8 protein-coding genes are annotated in these 18,017 nt (G+C 65.7%); 6 read left to right on the forward strand and 2 right to left on the reverse strand.

What is annotated here, in order from left to right; all coding sequences use genetic code 11:
• Positions 1-1,806: a glycoside hydrolase family 15 protein gene (locus WN73_RS03215; protein ID WP_271551403.1), complete on the reverse strand. Its 1,806-nt coding sequence runs from the start codon at positions 1,804-1,806 to the stop codon at positions 1-3.
• A 29-nt stretch (positions 1,807-1,835) separates the two neighbouring features.
• Positions 1,836-3,797, reverse strand: a complete 1,962-nt coding sequence (gene malQ / locus WN73_RS03220; protein ID WP_161533606.1) for a 4-alpha-glucanotransferase — start codon at positions 3,795-3,797, stop codon at positions 1,836-1,838.
• Between the two features lie 203 nt (positions 3,798-4,000).
• Here malQ and WN73_RS03225 point away from each other — a divergent pair, with 203 nt between their 5' ends.
• Genes WN73_RS03225 through treY form a run of 6 tightly spaced genes read left to right on the forward strand, consistent with a single transcriptional unit; the run spans position 4,001 to position 18,014 of the window.
• On the forward strand, positions 4,001-5,947 hold the full coding sequence (locus WN73_RS03225; RefSeq protein ID WP_271551404.1) for a maltotransferase domain-containing protein: 1,947 nt from the start codon (positions 4,001-4,003) through the stop codon (positions 5,945-5,947).
• Positions 5,948-5,959: 12 nt separating this feature from the next.
• Positions 5,960-9,256, forward strand: a complete 3,297-nt coding sequence (treS, locus tag WN73_RS03230) for a maltose alpha-D-glucosyltransferase (RefSeq protein ID WP_271551405.1) — start codon at positions 5,960-5,962, stop codon at positions 9,254-9,256.
• Positions 9,249-11,396: a 1,4-alpha-glucan branching protein GlgB gene (gene glgB, locus WN73_RS03235; RefSeq protein WP_060908701.1), complete on the forward strand. Its 2,148-nt coding sequence runs from the start codon at positions 9,249-9,251 to the stop codon at positions 11,394-11,396. Before treS ends, glgB begins: the two co-directional genes overlap by 8 nt.
• Positions 11,397-11,399: 3 nt before the next feature.
• Positions 11,400-13,478 carry a glycogen debranching protein GlgX gene (glgX, locus tag WN73_RS03240; RefSeq protein ID WP_011089508.1) on the forward strand — a complete coding sequence of 693 codons (2,079 nt, stop codon included), beginning with the start codon at positions 11,400-11,402 and terminating at the stop codon, positions 13,476-13,478.
• Positions 13,475-15,226, forward strand: coding sequence for a malto-oligosyltrehalose trehalohydrolase (gene treZ / locus WN73_RS03245; protein ID WP_271551406.1), 1,752 nt, complete (start codon positions 13,475-13,477; stop codon positions 15,224-15,226). The genes glgX and treZ overlap by 4 nt, the downstream gene beginning before the upstream one ends.
• A 1-nt stretch (position 15,227) precedes the next feature.
• Positions 15,228-18,014, forward strand: a complete 2,787-nt coding sequence (gene treY / locus WN73_RS03250; RefSeq protein ID WP_271551407.1) for a malto-oligosyltrehalose synthase — start codon at positions 15,228-15,230, stop codon at positions 18,012-18,014.
• Positions 18,015-18,017: the final 3 nt, after the last annotated feature.

Here is an 18,017-nt window from a genome sequence, read left to right on the forward strand (position 1 = left end):
CTACTTCGACCGCTGCATCGCCGGCTTCTCGCTCTCCTGCCGTGCAGCCGACAGGTTGTGCGCGGTGTTGACCAGCGCGATGTGGGTCAGCGCCTGCGGGAAGTTGCCGGTCTGGCGGCCCGCCACGGAATCGTATTCCTCGGCCAATAGCCCGACGTCGTTGGCAAGGGCGGCCACGCGGTCGAACAGTACCTGCGCCGTGTCGAGATCGCCCGACAGCACATAGGCATCGGCGAGCCAGAGGGTGCAGGCCAGGAACGCGCCCTCGATCGGCTGCTTTTCCTCGGACACCTCGCGCGGATCGTGCCGCAGCACGAAGCCGTCGCGCATCAGGTGCTTTTCGACGGCCGCGATGGTACCGCGGATGCGCGGGTCCTCCGCCGGCAGGAAGCCGACCGCCGGCACCAGCAGCAAGCTGGCGTCGAGCAGCTTTGAGCCGTAGGACTCGACGAAGGCATTTTCCTCCGCGTCGAAGCCATTGTTGCAGACGTCGCGGTGAATGGCCTCGCGCAGCGCGCGCCAGTGCAGCAGCGGCGCCCTGAAGCCAAAGGTCTCGGCGCTCTTGATGCCGCGGTCGAAGGCGACCCAGGTCATCACCTTGGAGAAGACGTAGTGCTTCGGCTCGCCGCGCCGCTCCCAGATGCCGTGGTCGGGCTGGTCCCAGACCTCGGCGAGATGATTGAGCACCGCGCATTCCAGCGCCCAGGTCGCTTCGTCATTGAGCTTGAGCCTGGCCATGCGCGACTGGTGGAAGGCGTCGATCAGCTCGCCATAGACGTCGAGCTGCAGCTGTGCATGCGCGGCATTGCCGACGCGGACCGGCTGGGCGCCCTCATAGCCGTCGAGCCAGCGCGCCTCCCATTCCAACAGGCGCCGCTGGCCCCAGATGCCGTACATGATCTGCATGTTCGCCGGCGAGCCGGCGGCGGCGCGCAAGAGCCAATTGTGCCAGGCCAAGGCCTCCTCGGTATAACCCGAGTTCATCAGCGCCAGCAGTGTGAAGGTGGCATCGCGCAGCCAGCAGAAGCGGTAGTCCCAGTTTCTGCTGCCGCCGAGCTTCTCGGGCAGCGAGGTCGTGGGCGCCGCGACGATGCCGCCGGTCGGGCCGAAGGTCAGCGCCTTCAGCGTGATCAGCGAGCGCATGATGAGATCGTGATACTCGCCGTCCCGCGTGCAGCGGCTGCACCAGTCCTTCCAGAATCTTTCGGTCTCCTGGAGCGCGATCTCCGGGTCGATCGGCTCGGGCGGATCGAGGTGCGAGGGGCCATAGGTCAGCACGAACGGCACGGTCTCGCCGGCCTTCACCTCGAATTCGGCAACCGTCGTCAGGTCCTCGCCGCGGGTCCCGACCGGCGTGCGCAGCACGGTCATGTCCTGGCCGGCGACCGCCAGCAGCGAACCGTCCCTGCAGCGGCGTACCCAGGGAATATCGACGCCGAAACCGAAGCGGATCACGAGCTCCATCCGCAGCTTCACCGTGCCGCTGACGCCGCGCACCAGCCGCACGACGTCGGACGCCTTGCCGCGCGGCGGCATGAAGTCGATCAAGGCGACAATGCCGCTCCTCGTCTCAAACTGCGTTTCGAGGATGAGGGTATCGCCGAGATAGCGGCGTGACGTCGTGGTGACGTCCCCGGCCGGTGCGATCTGCCAGCGGCCGTTCTTGCGCGTGCCGAGGATTGCGGCAAAGCAGGCGTCGGAATCGAAGGCGGGCCAGCACAGCCAGTCGATCGAGCCGTCGCGCCCGACCAGCGCCGCGGTCTCGCAGTCGCCGATCAGCGCATAGTCCTCGATCCTCTGAGACAATGTCGTGCGAGCCTAAAAACCCCGGCGGACTAACTCCCGCCGAGCAACGAACGTTCCCGCGTCGCCGCTCTCAAGGCCGTGAGATCGACCTTCGAGGCGATCTTGTCGAGCGTGACAGGCAGGCGCTGCCGCCAGTTCGGATGCTCGTCGATCGTGCCGGGAATGTTGGGCTGGTCGATCACGCCGAGCAGATCCTCCAGCGACACCGCGAGCAGCCGCGAGGGCGTGCGCGACAGGAAGGCGAGCACCGAATAGAGATCGTTGGCGTTGATGCCGTTCTGGCGCAGGATCTCATCGAGCATGCCGAGCGCATGCCAGCGGGCCTTGTCGTCCTCGCCGGGATCGAGCCCGAGCGACAGCTTCATCTTGAGATCGCTGAAGGAGCGCCAACCCGCATAGGTGCAGAGGTCGTGCGTGTTCAGCGTCACCAGCGCGTTCGGCCGGTAATAGTCGATGTTGCGGAAGTGGCCGGCATCGTCGCGCTCGAACATCATGACGAGGTAGGACCAGATGCCGAAATCCTGCATGGTCTCGCGGAAACCTTCCGGCACCGTGCCGAGGTCCTCGCCGATCACGATGCACTTATGGGCCGCGCTCTCGCGCGCCACGGCGCCCAGCAGCGCCTCGAACGGCATCTGCACATAAGCGCCGTTGTCGGGCTTGAAGCCGCGCGGCACGAGATAAAGCCGCTTCAGCCCGAGCACGTGATCGATCCGGATGGCGCCGGCATGGCGCATCGAGGCGGCCAGCATGTCGGCGAACGGCACGAAGGATTGCGCCTCTAGGCCGCCGGCGTTGAAGCCGGCGAGACCCCAGTCCTGGCCGACGGTGTTGAGCACGTCGGGCGGCGCGCCGACGGCGAGATGGCGCGAGATCGCCGTCTGCTCGTTCCAGGCATCGAAGCCGTTGGACTGCACGCCGACGGCAACGTCGAGATAAAGCCCGACCCGCATGCCGAGCTGGCCGGCCAGCTCCTTGGCCGCGTGCAACTGGCTATCGGCGGTCCATTGCACGAATTCGACGAACTCGACCTCGCGCTTGTCAGGGCCGTTGCGCAGCTGGGCGCATTTTGTCTCGTCGGGCTGCCGCCACTCGGGGGGCCATTCCCACCACGGCCCGGTGAAGCGATGCCGCAGCACCTCGAAGCAGGCGAAGCGGGACAGCAGCGGCGCGCGGTCCGCGCGGAAGGCGTCGAACTGATTGCGGCGGACGCCGCTCGCGCTCCGCACGAAGCTGTTAAAGGCAGCGCGCAAGGCCAGCCATTTCAGCGCCGCCATGTCGGCATAGGGGACACGGTCGCCTTCGCGCAGCCGCGCGGCGGTCGCGGCCGCATCGGGGACGAGGTCCGCGGAAAATTCCGGGATCGCCTCGACGTCGATGTAGAGCGGATTGAGAAACAGCCGGCTGTTCGGCGAATAGGGGCTGCAATCGGCCGGGTGGTCGTCGAACAACACGTGCAACGGATTGAGGCCGACGCCGTCGGCCCCGAGCTGTTTTGCGAGCCGGACGAGATCGGCAAGGTCGGTGAAATCGCCGATGCCCCAGTTGCGCTCCGAGCGGACGCCGTAGAGCTGCACGGCGAGCAGCCAGCCGCGGTCGAAATCGCCGCCGAAGGCGCGCTCGGGCGCCACGATCATCGGCACCTCTTCGGTCACGCCTTCGGCATCGGTCAGCGTCAAGCGGTGGTAGCCGAGCGGCAGGCCGGCGGGCCAGGCGATGACAGGCTCGCGCGTCTCGCCTTGCGCGATCACGTTGCCGTTGCCGGCGATTTTCCATTGCAGCGGCGGCGCGCCGGTGGCCGCCAATTCCGTCCGCGGATGTCCCAGGGCGCGAACCACCACGGGCCCGCTGACGAAGCGATAAACCCGCTTCTCCGGCAGGGCGTCGAGGATGGATTTGAGGGCCACGGGATCGGTGACCCGCAGCTTTCCGAGGGCGTCCACGAATTCGGACTGAACACCCTTGATCTGGGCTTGAGCTAAAAGATCCATTCGGCACGCAGCTTGCAGGCCATTGTGTGGCCGGGGGCAGGGATTTTAACGAGGTGGCGGAAGACGTTAGTCAGGGGTAACTCAAAAACGGGCCTGCCGTTCCCAGGCGGAACTAATGACACACAAGCGGCTTTCTATATAGGTATCAAGCGTAGGTTCCCGACAAGGGAAACGGGCCCTGCTTTCTTGTCAATGGCATCACCGTGAACAAGACAATTCAAACTGTCGAAAGTGCCGCAGCCGGCAGCGCTTTCCTCATCGAAGACGTCTATCCCTTGATCGACGGCGGCCGTTTCGCCGTGAAGCGGATCGCGGGCGAGTGCGTCGAGGTGTGGGCCGACATCTACCGCGACGGCGAGGCCGTGGTCGGCGCCGCGCTGATCTGGCGACGCGAGCAGGACCGGGAATGGCGGAGCGAGCCGATGATCCATCACGGCAATGACCGTTGGTCCGGCGCGTTCACGCCCGTCGAGCCCGGCCAATATCTCTACGCGATCGAGGCCTGGACCGACGAGTTCGCGACCTGGTCTCACGCGGTCGCGCGCAAGCGGCTGTCCGGCGCCGATGTCAGCCTCGACGCCATCGAGGGCGCCGGGCTCCTGACCAAGGCGCATGGCGCGCGGCAGGACGCCGCGGCGGTGATCGTCAGACAATGCGAGGACTATCTTCAGACCGGCGATGTCACCCCGCTGCTCTCAACCGAGCTCGGCAGCGCCATGGCCGAGAGCCAGTCGCGGCCCGACCTCACGCGCTCGCCGCTCTTCCCGCTGATCGCCGACCGCGACAAGGCGCGCTTTGGCGCCTGGTATCAGATGATGCCGCGCAGCCAGGGCCGGATCCCCGGCCGGCACGGCACGCTGCGCGACTGCATCGCGCGCGTGCCCGATATCGCCGCGATGGGCTTCGACGTGCTCTACTTCACGCCGGTCCACCCGATCGGGCATAACAGGCGCAAGGGCCGCAACAATGCGCCTTCGGCGACCGCAGGCGAACCCGGCTCGCCCTATGCGATCGGCACCGCCGAGGGCGGACACGATGCACTGCATCCCGAGCTCGGCACCATCGAGGATTTCCGCGCGCTGGTTGCGACCTGCCTGGAATACGGCCTCGAGCTCGCGCTCGATTTCGCCGTGCAATGCTCGCCGGACCATCCCTGGCTGACGCAGCATCCGGAATGGTTCAAATGGCGGCCGGACCGCTCGGTGCGGACGGCTGATGGCCCCTATTCGGACATCGTCATCCCCGATTTCGCCTCCGTCGACCGGGCCGGGCTGTGGAATGCGTTCCGCGACGCGATGTTGTTCTGGATCGACCATGGTGTCACCATCTTCGCCATCGACAATCACGATACCGCGCCGCTTCCGTTCTGGGAGTGGCTGATCCGCGACATCCGCCGCCGGCATCCCGAGGTGATCCTGTTCTCGAAGACGTTTGCACGGCCGAAGCTGATGAAGGGCCTCGCCAAGCTCGGCTTCGCGCAGTCCTTCACCTATTTTCCCTGGCGCACGTCGAAGTGGGAGGTGGAGCAATATCTCGGCGAGCTGACGCGTTATCCCGAGCGCGACTTCTATCGCCCGAACCTGTTCGTGAACACGCCGGACCTGCTGCCCTTTCATCTCCAGAGCGGCGAAGCCTGGGCCTTCAAGTCGCGGCTCGCGCTGGCCGCGACGCTGTCGGGCAATTACGGGATCTATAGCGGCTTCGAATTGCTCGAACACGAAGCCATCCCCGGCCGCGAGGAATATCTCGATTCCGAGAAGTACCAGATCAAGCATCGCGACTGGGACAAGCCGGGCAACATCAAGCCCTACATCGCCGCTCTCAACCGCATCCGCAACGACAATGCGGCACTCCAGCAGACGGCGAATTTGCGGTTTCTCGGCATCGAGGACGGCGAGACGATAAGCTTCGTGAAAGAGGCGACCGATCCGGCCAACACCGTCGTCGCCGCCATCGCGCTCTCGCGCGATGCGCGCGAATTCTGGTTGCCGCTCGGCGACCTCACCATCGACGCCGGCGGCCAGCGCCGCCACGTCACCGCACTCGAAAATCTCCTCACCGGCGAACAGTCCCGCATCGAATGGGGCGGGATCAGGTTGCGTATCGATCCCGACCGCGATCCGGCGCTGCTGTTCCGCTGCCTGGCGTAAAGGCTTAACGCCATGAATGTTCTGTCTTCCGTCGATACCAAGAAGATTGAGGCTGCCGAGGTCGTGGATGAGCTCTGGTACAAGGACGCCATCATCTACCAGCTGCACGTCAAGGCGTTTGCGGACAGCAACAATGACGGCATCGGGGACTTCGCCGGCCTGACCGAGAAGCTGCCCTATCTCCAGGAGCTCGGCGTCACCGCGCTGTGGCTGCTGCCGTTCTATCCCTCGCCCGGGCGCGACGACGGCTACGACATCGCGGACTACGGCTCGGTCAATCCCGATTTCGGGACGATGAAGGACTTCAAGCGCTTCATCCAGGAGGCGCAGAAGCGCGGCTTGCGCGTCATCACCGAGCTTGTCGTCAACCACACCTCGGACCAGCACAAATGGTTCAAGCGTGCGCGCCGCAGCCATCCGGGCTCGAGCGCCCGCAACTGGTACGTCTGGAGTGACACCGACCAGAAATACCAGGGCACGCGCATCATCTTCACCGACACGGAAAAGTCGAACTGGACCTGGGATCACGAGGCCGGCGCCTTCTACTGGCACCGCTTCTTCTCGCACCAGCCGGACCTCAATTTCGACAATCCGCGCGTGGTCAGCGCGCTCATCCAGGTGATGAAGCGCTGGCTGGACGCCGGCGTCGACGGCTTCCGGCTGGATGCCATTCCCTATCTCTGCGAGCGCGAGGGCACTTCGAACGAGAACCTCCCCGAGACGCATGCGATCATCAAGCGTCTGCGCCAGGAGCTGGATTCCTACTCCAAGGGCAAGCTGCTGCTGGCCGAGGCCAATCAATGGCCGGAGGACGTGCAGGAATATTTCGGCCGTGGCGACGAGTGCCACATGGCCTACCACTTCCCGCTGATGCCGCGCATCTACATGGCGATCGCGCAGGAGGACCGCTTCCCGATCACCGACATCCTGCGCCAGACGCCGGACATTCCGGCAAGCTGCCAATGGGCGCTGTTCCTGCGCAACCACGACGAGCTGACGCTGGAAATGGTCACCGACGTCGAGCGTGACTATCTCTGGACCACCTACGCCAACGACCCGCGCGCCCGCATCAATGTCGGCATCCGCCGGCGTCTCGCGCCGCTGATGGACAACGACCGCCGCAAGATCGAGCTGATGAACTCGCTCCTGCTGTCGTTCCCCGGCACGCCGATCATCTATTACGGCGACGAGATCGGCATGGGCGACAACATCTATCTCGGCGACCGCAACGGCGTGCGCACGCCGATGCAGTGGAGCCCGGACCGCAACGGCGGCTTCTCGCGCTGCGACCCGGCCCGTCTCTACGCGCCGCTGATCATGGATCCGGTCTACGGCTATGAATCGGTGAACGTGGAGGCGCAGTCGCGCAGCCTGTCCTCGCTGCTCAGCGCCACCAAGCGGCTGATCTCGGTGCGCAAGTCGACGCTCGCCTTCGGCCGCGGCACCATGACCTTCATCCGCCCGGCCAACCGCGCCGTGCTGGCCTATGTCCGGCAGTACCACGACGAGGTGATCCTCTGCGTCGCCAACCTCTCGCGGGCGGCGCAGGCGACCGAGCTCGACCTGTCGCCGTGGAAGGACCGCATCCCGCAGGAGATGCTCGGCCGCACCCGCTTCCCGCCGATCGGCGAGCTGCCCTACATGATCACGCTGGGGCCATACGGCTTCTACTGGTTCCATCTCATGGAGCGCGACAAGTCCGAGCCGGTGACGCCGCGCGCGGTGCCGGAATTCGAAACGCTGGTGGTGCCGGTCAACTCGACCTGGGTGTCGCTGGCGCGTGAGCGCGGCGTGTTCGAGCACGATGTGCTGCCGGGATTCCTGTCGCGGACGCGCTGGTATCCCGAGCACAATCCCAAGCACATCAAGCCGACGCTGACCTCGGCGGTGCCGTTCTGCGACATCGGCGACAACCGGCCCTGGATCGCGTTCTTCGAGGCGGCGCAACAGGACGCCGTTGCGACCCGCTACGTGCTGCCGATGCAGATCGAATGGGTGCGCTTCGACCGCGAGCGCTTCAACCCGAAGGCGCTCGCCGCCGTGCGCCAGGGCGCGCGCGAAGGTACGCTGCTCGACGTCGCGACCGACCAGATCTTCATCGGCTTGTTCCTGCGCAACCTGTCGCAGAACCTGGTGGTGGAAGAGAACAATCTGCGGCTGGAGTTCAAGGCGACCAGCCGGTTTGCCGACTACACCATCAAGGAACCCGGACGCATCCGCGCGATCGAGCAGTCGAACAGCACCGCGCTGGTCGACAACCAGTACGTCGCCAAGATCTATCGCCAGCTCGAAGGAGGCACCAATCCCGAGATCGAGATCGGCCACTACCTCACGGAAGTCGCCCGCTTTGCCAATACGCCGGCGCTGCTCGGCAGCGTCGAGCTGGTCGAGGGCGATCAGCGCAGCACACTCGGCGTGCTGCATGCCTATGTCGAGAACCAGGGCGACGGCTGGGCGGTGACCACGGGCTATCTCGACCGCTATATCGACGAGCAGCGCGTCTTGTCGGCGGGCGAAGCGCCGCGCGAGACCCAGGAGCAGTCGCCCTACCTGCACTTCGTCATGCAGATCGGCCGGCGCCTCGCCGAGCTGCATGTCGCTCTGGCCGCGGCAAGGCCTAACGATCTCGCTCCGGAGCCGATCGGCTCCGCCCACATCAGGCACTGGGTCTCCGACCTCAAGGCACGCGCCGGGCGGGTGTTCGAGCGACTGGCCGACAGCCGCGACGGCCTGCGGGAAGCGGACCGGCCGCTGATCGACCAGCTCACGGCATTGCGCACGAGCCTGCCCGACCGCCTGAATGCGCTCTTGCCATCCGACATCGACGGGTTGAACATCCGTCATCATGGCGACTTCCGCCTCGGGCAAATTCTGATCGTGAAGGACGATATCTGCATCATCGACTTCGACGGCGATCCGCGTCTGCCGCTGGCCGACAAGCGGCGCAAGCTGCCTGCCGCGCGCGACGTCGCCGGTCTGATCCGCTCGATCGATCTTTCGGTGAACGTGGCGCTTGGCCGGGCCCTTTCAGGAGGCACTGACGAGCAGAGCCGGCTTGTAGCCGCGCTCAGTGAATGGCGCGAGCGCGCCACCACGACCTTCCTGTCCGCCTATCGCGATGCCATGACCGATCGGCGGCTGTGGCCGGAAGATCCGCAATCCGCGGAAGGCCTGTTAAGGTTTTTCCTGCTTGATCAAGCGTTCGACGAAGTAGAGTACGAGCTGTCCCACCGGCCTGAGGGGCTCCATGCGCCGCTGACCGGACTGCTTCGCATTCTGTCCAATGCCGAGAGCGAAGCCCATGCCTAAACTACCTGCCGAGGCCTACGCGATCATCGAGGGCCGCCACGCCGACCCCTTCCACTATCTCGGGCTGCATCCCGAGGGCGGCAAGAGCGTGGTGCGCGCCTTTCTGCCCGAGGCCTCCAATGTCGAGGCGGTTGGCGAGCACGGCGAGGTCGCCCGGCTCGACCGCGTCCACGACGCAGGCCTGTTCGTCGGCGCCTTGCCGAACGGCTCGAAGCATTACCAGCTACGCGCCAAATTCGGCGACAGCGTCGTCGAGTTCGAGGACGCCTACCGCTTTCCGCCGATCCTGACCGATTTCGACCTCTATCTGCTCGGCGAAGGCACCCATCAGCGCCTCTATGACAAGCTCGGCGCGCACCCGATGACGCTCGACGGCGTCGACGGCATCGGCTTCGTGGTGCTGGCGCCGAATGCGCGGCGCGTGTCTGTCGTCGGCGATTTCAATTTCTGGGATTCGCGGCGCCATCCGATGCGGGTGCGCGGCAGCGGCTATTGGGAATTGTTCATCCCGCACGCCAAGCGGGGCGATCACTACAAGTTCGACATCGTCGGGCCGCACGGCCATCAGCTGCCGCTGAAATCCGATCCGATGGCGTTCGCGAGCGAGGTGCGTCCGAAGACGGCCTCCATCGTGTTCGACGAGGCGCACCTGCCGCGGCCGCGCCCGGCGCCTGACGGCATCAATGCGCTGTCGGCGCCGATGTCGATCTACGAGGTCCATCTCGGCTCGTGGCGGCGCAAGGGCGACAATGAATGGCTCACCTACCGCGAGCTGGCCGAGCAGCTGCCGGCCTATGCCCGCGACATGGGGTTCACCCATCTCGAATTCCTCCCCGTCAGCGAGCACCCGTTCGACGGCTCCTGGGGCTATCAGCCGACCGGCCTCTATGCACCGACCAGCCGGTTCGGCACGCCGGAAGATTTTGCCGCGCTGGTCGACGCCTGCCACCGCGAAGGCGTCGGCGTGCTGCTCGACTGGGTGCCCGGTCACTTCCCGGACGATCCGCACGGGCTCGGCAGCTTCGACGGCACCTCGCTCTACGAGCACGCCAACCCGCTGCAGGGCCGGCATCTCGACTGGGGCACGCTGATCTACAATTACGGCCGCACCGAAGTGACGAACTTCCTGGTGTCGAACGCGCTGTTCTGGCTGGAGCGCTACGCGATCGACGGCCTGCGCGTCGATGCCGTCGCATCGATGCTCTATCTCGACTACAGCCGTCCGCCCGGCGCCTGGATTCCGAACCAGTATGGCGGACGGGAGAACATCGAGGCGATCGCGTTCCTGCGCCGCTTCAACACCGAACTGTTCGCCCGCTTTCCGCAGGCAACCACGGCGGCAGAAGAATCCACGGCGTGGCCGCAAGTCTCGCGCCCGGTCGAATTCGGCGGGCTCGGCTTCGGCTACAAGTGGAACATGGGCTGGATGCACGACACGCTGAACTACATCAGCAAGGATCCGATTCACCGCAAGCATCATCACGGCGAAATCCTGTTCGGCCTGCACTATGCCTTCTCGGAAAATTTCATCCTGCCGCTGTCGCATGACGAGGTCGTGCACGGCAAGCGCTCGATCCTGGGCCGCATGCCCGGCGACGAATGGCAGCGCTTCGCGAACCTGCGTGCCTATTACAGCTTCATGTTCGGCCATCCCGGCAAGAAGCTCTTGTTCATGGGCGCCGAGATCGCGCAAAGCCGCGAATGGAATCACGACCAGTCGCTCGACTGGCACCTGCTCGAATACAAATATCACTCGGGCATCCAGGCGCTGATCCGCGACCTCAACCGGCTCTATCGCGCGGTGCCGGCGCTGCACCAGATGGACTGCGACCAGGCCGGTTTCGAATGGCTCATTACCGACGACGCCAATCGCAACGTGTTCGCCTGGCTGCGCAAGGGGCTCGACGAGCACGCGCGCTGCCTCGTGATCGTCAACTTCTCCCCCAACGTCTATCGCAACTATCGCGTTCGCGTGCCCTTTGCCGGCAAGTGGAAAGAGGTGCTCAACTCGGACTCCGCCCATTATGGCGGCAGCAATGTCGGGAACATCGGCGAGGTTCATGCCGTCGACGGCAAGACGCCCGAGCTCCGCCTCACCATTCCGCCGCTCGCCGCGATCTTCCTCGTTCCGGAAAGCTGACCGATGCGCCTGACTGCCGGATCGCCCGCACGCCTCGGCGCAAGCTGGGACGGACGCGGCACCAACTTCGCGCTGTTCTCGGCCAACGCGCAGAAGGTCGAGCTCTGCCTGTTCGACACGCAAGGCCGCCGCGAGCTCGAGCGCGTCGAATTGCCGGAACGGACCGAGGACGTCTGGCACGGCTATCTCAACGACGTCTCGCCGGGCCAGCTCTATGGCTATCGCGTACACGGCCCCTACGAGCCCGAGCACGGCCACCGCTTCAACGCCAACAAGCTGCTGCTCGATCCCTATGCCAAGCGGCTCTCCGGACGACTGGTCTGGAGCGATGCGCATTTCGCCTACCGCACCGGCAGCCCGCGCGAGGACCTGTCCTTCGACCGGCGCGACAATGCGCGCGGCATGCCCAAGGCCGTCGTGGTCGACGAGACCTTCAACTGGGGCCGGCGCGAGATCCGCCCCAACATCGCCTGGGAAGACACGATCATCTACGAGGCCCACGTCAAGGGCCTGACGCAGAAGCGCGACGACGTCCCGCCGAACTTGCGCGGCACCTATGGCGGCCTGTCGTCGCCGGCGATGATCGAGCATCTGAAGAAGCTTGGCGTCACCACGATCGAGCTGCTGCCGATCCACAGTTTCGTCGACGACCGCATATTGGTCGAGAAGAAGCTCGCCAATTACTGGGGCTACAACACGCTGTCCTTCTTCGCGCCCGAGCCCCGCTACGCCCAGGACAACGCGCTCGATTCCTTCCGCACCACGGTCGCGCGCCTGCACGATGCCGGCATCGAGGTGATGCTCGACGTCGTCTACAACCACACCGCCGAAGGCAACCACCTCGGCCCGACGCTGTGCTACCGCGGCATCGACAACGCCTCCTATTACTGGCTGAACCGCGAGAACCCGCGCTATTACGACGATTTCACCGGCTGCGGCTCGTCGGTGAACCTCACCCATCCGCGCGTGCTGCAGATGGTGATGGATTCCCTGCGCTACTGGGTCGAGGTCTGCCATGTCGACGGCTTCCGCTTCGACCTCGCCACGACCCTCGCGCGCGGGCCCAACGGTTTTGATCGCGGCAGCTCGCTCCTGACCGCGATCCGGCAGGATCCGGTGCTGGCCGCCGTCAAGCTCGTCGCCGAGCCGTGGGACCTCGGGCTTGGCGGCTACCAGGTCGGGGCGTTCCCCTCGCAATGGTCGGAGTGGAATGACCGCTATCGCAGCGCCATGCGCCGCTACTGGAGCGGCGAAGGCAGCCTGATCGGCGACATCTCCAGCCGCATGACGGCATCGTCCGACCTGTTCAACCACGACGGACGTCGGCCGCGCGCCAGCATCAACCACATCACCGTGCATGATGGCTTCACGCTGGCCGACCTGTTCAGCTACAACGAGAAGCACAACGAGGCCAATGGCGAGGACAATCGCGACGGCTCCAACGACAACCACAGCAACAATTGCGGTGTCGAAGGGCCGACCGACGATCCCGGGATTCTCGGTCTGCGCCGCCAGCTTCGCAAGAACGTGCTGGCCTGCCTGATGCTGGCACAGGGCGTTCCACTGCTTCTCGCCGGCGACGAGGTCGGCAACTCGCAATCCGGCAACAACAACGCCTATTGCCAGGACAACGAGGTCGGCTGGGTCGGCTGGGGCAATCTCGGCAAGGACGGCGACGACATGGTCGATTTCGTCGCCGGTCTCGCCGACATCCGCCGCCGCTTCTCGCAGCTTCGCAGCCATCGCTGGCTCGACGGGCGCCCCAAAGACGGCCTCTCCTACGGCGCGCTGTGGCTGACGCCTGCCGGAGAGGAGATGACGGAGAACGACTGGAAATTCCCGGAAGGGCGGTTCCTCTCCTATGTGATGGGGCCGATGGAACCGGGCGGGGCCGCGATCTTTATCGTCCTGAACGCCGCTCCCGAAGAGATCGCATTCAAATTGCCCAAGATGACCGAATATAAGAGCTGGCAGCAGATCCTCAACACGACCGATGCCAAGCTGAACACGATCGACTTCCAGCCTGGAAGCGACAGCAAGGCGCCGCCGCGCTCCGTGCTCGCCTTCGCGGGGGCGCTATGAGGCCGTCCTTCGGCGCGAGGCCGACGAAGGAGGGCGTGTCGTTTCGCCTGTGGGCGCCCGGCGCGCGACGAGTCGATCTCCTGCTCGACCGAAGGCACGCGATGCAGCGCCGGCAGGACGGCTGGTATGTGGCCGAGATCGCCAGCCTGACCACCGGCAGTCCCTACAAGTTCAGGATCGATGACGAGATCGACGTGCCCGATCCGGCCTCCGCCTTCCAGCCCGAGGACGTGTTCGGCCCGAGCGAGGTGATCGATCACGACGCCTTCGCCTGGCGCGCGCGCGACTGGCGCGGCCGTCCCTGGGAAGAGACGGTGCTGATCGAGAGCCATGTCGGCACCTTCACAGCGGAAGGTACTTACCGCGCCATGATCGACAGGCTCGATCATCTCACAGCGACCGGCATCACCGCGCTTGAGCTGATGCCGCTGGCCGATTTCGCCGGCTACCGCGGCTGGGGCTATGACGGCGTGCTGTGGTACGCGCCCGACAGCGCTTACGGTCGGCCCGAGGACCTGAAGACGCTGATCGACGAGGCGCATTTGCGCGGGTTGATGGTGTTTCTCGACGTCGTCTACAATCATTTCGGCCCCGAAGGGAACTACCTCGGACGCTATGCGCCGAGCTTCTTCACCGACGCGCACACGCCCTGGGGCAGCGCCATCGACTATCGCGTGCCGCAGGTGCGGGCCTTTGCGGTCGAGAACGCACTGTCCTGGCTCAGCGATTATCGCTTCGACGGACTGCGGCTCGATGCCGCCAACCACATCATGGCGCTGCCCGGCGAGCAGTCGATGCTGCAAGACCTCAGCGTCGCCGCCGGCGAGCTTGCCAAGGCCACGGGGCGGCACATCCATCTGGTGCTGGAGAACGGCGACAATCGCGCCAGCCTGCTCGACGCCGCGCAGGAGCCGCCGAACGGCAAATATCGCGCGCAGTGGAACGACGACTATCACCACGTCTGGCATGTGATGCTGACCGGCGAGCTCGCCGGCTACTATGCCGACTACCAGACGCCGCGCATGGATCTCGCACGCGCGCTCGCCTCGGGCTTCGTCTACCAGGGCGAGATCTCGGAGTTCTGGGGCAAGAAGCCACGCGGCGAGCCGAGCCGCGAGCTGCCGCCGGCGACCTTCGTCAACTTCCTGCAAAACCACGACCAGATCGGCAACCGTCCGCTCGGCGAGCGGCTCGAAAGCCTGGCATCGCCGCGGCAGATCGAAGCCGCGCTCGCGGTCACGCTGCTGGTGCCGATGGTGCCGATGCTGTTTCAGGGCGAGGAATGGGGCTCGAAGGTCCCCTTCCCGTTCTTTTGCGACTTCCAGGGCGGGCTGGCCGACGCCGTGCGCAAGGGACGCAGGCAAGAATATGCCTGGGCCTATGAGAAATACGGCGACGAGGTGCCCGACCCGCTCGATCCGGCAACACTGCAATCGGCCGTGCTCGATTGGGGCGGCCGCACGCCGGAGCAGGATGCGCGGCTGGCTCTGGTGCGTGACCTGCTCGCGCTCCGCCGCAAGGAGATCATGCCGCGGCTAAAAGGCGCGCGCTTCGGCGACGCCGAGGCGACCGATAGCGGCTTGCTCCGCGCGCATTGGCGCATGGGCGACGGCACGACGCTGCGCCTCGTCGCCAATCTCTCGGATCACGAGATCATTTCCACTGACAATGCGGGCACGCCGATCTGGGGCGGCGCGGCCGGCGATCGCCTTCCGCCCTGGTCGGTGGTCTGGCGCCTCGGAGGTTGACATGCCTCCGGCCATTCCTCTCGCGACCTACCGGCTTCAGCTCACCGCGGATTTCGACTTCGACAAGGCTGCCGCAGTGGTGCCTTATCTCAAATCGCTCGGAATCACGCATCTGTATGCCTCGCCGGTGATGAAGGCGCGCAAGGGCTCGACGCACGGCTACGACACCGTCGATCACAGCCAGTTCAATCCGGAGCTCGGCGGCGAGGCCGGCTTTGCGCGGCTGAGCGAGGCACTCGGCAGGAACGACCTCGGCCTCATCATCGACTTCGTGCCGAACCATGTCGGCGTGCACTTTGCTGACAATCCCTGGTGGCTTGACGTGCTGGAATGGGGACCGACTTCGCCGCACGCGGCCGCCTTCGATATCGACTGGGATCTGCTGCCCCACCGCGCCCGCGGCGGCGTGCTGCTGCCGATCCTCGGTTCGTCCTATGGCGAGGCGCTGGAGCGCGGCGACATCGAGCTGCGCTACGATGCCGGCGAAGGCAGCCTTTCTGCCTGGTATTTCGAGCATCGCCTGCCGATCGCCCCGGAGCGCTATGGCGAAATGCTGCGGATGTTCGTGAAGGAAGCCGATGCCGCCGAGACGGAGGCCGGCAAGCGCCTGCTCGCGCTCGCGGCCCGCTACACCGGCCTTCGCCGTCCCAACCGCAAGGAAGCCCCTGGCTTCAAGGCGGAGCTGAAGGAGATCGCGGGCGCGGCCGACATCATCGCGAGCGGCCTTTCCGCCTATCGTGCCGCCAAGGATCGTCCGGCGCAGACGCTGGCGCTGCATCATCTGCTGGAGCGCCAGCACTACAAGCTCGGTCATTGGCGGCTCGCCTCCAGCGACATCAACTACCGCCGCTTCTTCGACGTCAACGGGCTCGCCGGCCTGCGCGTCGAGGACCCCGGCACGTTCGCTGCCACGCACCGGCTGGTGAAGCAGCTCGTGGCCGACGGCAAGCTGCACGGCATCCGGCTCGATCACATCGACGGCCTGCGCGATCCCGCCCAGTACTGCCAGCGGCTGCGCCGGCTGGTGCGCGACGCGCAAGGCAACACCAAGCCGTTCTACACCGTGATCGAAAAGATCCTGTGCGAGCACGAGCACCTGCCGCATTTCGCCGGCATCCAGGGCACCACCGGCTATGAGTGGATGAACGTCATCACGCAAGTGCTGGTCGACGCCAAGGGGCTGGAGGCGCTGGACGAGACCTGGCGGCAAGTCAGCAATCGCCCACCGCGGCTTGCGCCTTACGTCAAGGAGGCCAAGCGGCGGGTGCTGGAGACGCTGCTCACCAGCGAATTCATCGTGCTGACGCGCCTGCTCGCACGCATTGCCAACGGGCATTACTCGACCCGCGACTTCTCGGCCGACAGCCTGCGGCAGGCGCTCGAGCTCTACGTGCTGCATTTCCCGGTCTATCGCACCTATCTCACGTCCGGCGCGCCTGCCGCGCACGATCGCAAGCTGATCGACGATACCATCGCGCGTGCCCGGGCAGAGTGGTTCGCCGCGGACGAGGGCATTTTCGATTTCCTGCGCGATGCCCTCACCATGGACCTGCTCAAGCCCGGCCGGCCCCCGCACAGTGCCCCACGCGTGCGCCGCTTCGCGCTAAAGGTGCAGCAGTTCACCGGGCCGGTGATGGCGAAGTCGCTGGAGGACACCGCGTTCTACCAATTCCACCGGCTGCTCGCGCTGAACGAGGTCGGCGGCGATCCCGCGAGCACCGGCCTTGCCATTCCCGCCTTCCACGAGGCCATGCGCGCGCGCGCCAAGGAATGGCCGCAAGGGATGACGGCAACCGCCACCCACGACACCAAGCGCGGCGAGGACGCCCGCGCCCGGATCGCAGCGCTCAGCGAAATTCCCGGCGAATGGACCAGCGCAGTTTCGCGCTGGAAGGTGCTGAACGCGCCGCATCTCGCGCTCCATGGCCATCTGCGCGCGCCGTCGGCGACGTTCGAATACATGCTCTACCAGACCCTGCTCGGCGCCTGGCCGCTTCAGACACCCGCGAACGCCGGCTTCGTCGAGCGTATCCAGGCCTATGCGCTGAAGGCCGCCCGCGAGGGCAAGGAGGAGACGAGCTGGCTCAACCCGCACGAGACCTACGAGACCGGACTACGAGACTTCGTCGCGAAGATCCTCGATCCCGCGCAGTCGCGCGAATTCCTGGAGGCGCTGCAAACCCTGGCGCGCCGCGTCGCGCTGCTCGGCGCGTTGAACTCGCTGAGCCAGCTCACCCTCAAGGCAACGCTGCCGGGCGTTCCTGACTTCTACCAGGGCACCGAATTCTGGGATCTGTCGCTGGTCGATCCCGACAACCGCCGTCCGGTGGATTTTTCCGCGCGGGATACGGCGCTTGGTTCGCTGTCCGGTCCGGATTGGAGCAGCCTTATCAAGACCTGGCCGGATGGCCAGCTCAAGCTGGCCTGGACGCGGCACCTCCTCAAGCTGCGCAACGAGCTCGCCGGCGTTTTTACGCAAGGCGACTACCAGTCGCTGGACGTCCATGGCGCGCACGCCGATCATGTCATCGCTTTCGCCCGTCGCCACGACCGCGCTGCGGCGATTGTCGTGGTCGGGCGATTGTTCGCGCCATTTTCGCAAGGCGGCCGGGAATGGCCCGCGCTCGAAGGTTTTGACGCCACCATCGACATCACCGGCTACGCTGCGCCGGGACTTGCAGGCAACGAACTGCCGGTCGCGCAGGCTTTTCGTGATTTTCCCGCGGCCGTCATCGAGGCCCGTACAGCGGGCGCCATCAGGCCTGCGCGGCAGCGCGTGCGCGCCTGAAAC

Origin of the sequence: Bradyrhizobium sp. CCBAU 45394 (assembly GCF_028128655.1) — a bacterium.
Taxonomy (GTDB): domain Bacteria; phylum Pseudomonadota; class Alphaproteobacteria; order Rhizobiales; family Xanthobacteraceae; genus Bradyrhizobium; species Bradyrhizobium diazoefficiens.